Below are 1248 nucleotides of genomic sequence, written 5' to 3' on the forward strand. Positions count from 1 at the left end.
ACAAGAGCACGACGCAGTTCACCGGCACGGTGGGCGGCACGACGGCTCTGGCCAGCCTGACCACCGACGCCACCGGCACCAGCAGCCTGCGCAGCGTCACCACCACGGGCGCCCAGACCTACAACGATGCGGTCACCCTGGACGGCACCTACACGGGCGGCACGGTCACCGCCAACGCGGCGACCACGCTGGCTGGGGCGACGACGGTGAACGCCGGGACGGCCACCTTCAACGGCGCGGTGAACGGCGCCCAGGCGCTGACCATCGCCGGAACGGGCACGACGCAGTTCAACGCGGCGGTGGGCGGCACGACGGCGCTCGCCAGCCTGACCACCAACGCGGGCGCCACGGCCAGCTTCCTGAATGTCTCCACCACAGGCGCCCAGACCCACGGCGCCGCCACGACGCTGAACGGCACCTACACCACCACCAACGGCGCCTTCACCGCCAGCGGTGCGGCGACGCTGGCCGGCGACACCACGGTGAACGGCGGGTCGAGCGTGCTGTTCAGCGGCACGGTGGACGGCGCCTACGCCCTGGCGGTCAACAACAAGAGCACGACGCAGTTCACCGGCACGGTGGGCGGCACGACGGCTCTGGCCAGCCTGACCACCGACGCCACCGGCACCAGCAGCCTGCGCAGCGTCACCACCACGGGCGCCCAGACCTACAACGACGCAGTCACCCTGAACGGCACCTACACCACCACCAGCGGCGCCTTCACCGCCAACGGTGCGACGACGCTGGGCGGCGACACGACGGTGAACGGCGGGTCGAGCGTGCTGTTCGCCGGCACGGTGGACGGCGCCCAGGCCCTGGTCATCAACAGCAAGGGCGCAACGCAGTTCACCGGCACGGTGGGCGGCACGACGGCGCTGATGAGCCTGACCACCGACGCCACCGGCACCAGCAGCCTGCGCAACGTCACCACGACAGGGGCGCAGACCTACAACGATGCGGTCACCCTGAACGGCACCTACGCCACCACCAGCGGGGCCTTCACCGCCAACGGTGCGGCGACGCTGGCCGGCGACACGACGGTCAACGGCGGGTCGAGCGTGCTGTTCGCCGGCACGGTGGACGGCGCCCAGGCCCTGGTCATCAACAGCAAGGGCGCGACACAGTTCACCGGCACGGTGGGCGGCACGACGGCTCTGGCCAGCCTGACCACCGACGCCGGCGGCACCAGCAGCCTGCGCAACGTCACCACCACGGGCGCCCAGACCTACAACGACGCGGTCACCCTGA

The 1248-nt window shown here is 71.3% G+C and carries 1 protein-coding gene; it reads left to right on the forward strand.

The genetic code is table 11. The features are described 5' to 3' along the window. A partial coding sequence (locus tag DS837_RS31815) for a beta strand repeat-containing protein (protein ID WP_425599284.1) occupies positions 1 to 1248 on the forward strand: 1248 nt, incomplete at both ends.

Source organism: Azospirillum brasilense (genome assembly GCF_008365405.1).
Taxonomy (GTDB): domain Bacteria; phylum Pseudomonadota; class Alphaproteobacteria; order Azospirillales; family Azospirillaceae; genus Azospirillum; species Azospirillum brasilense_D.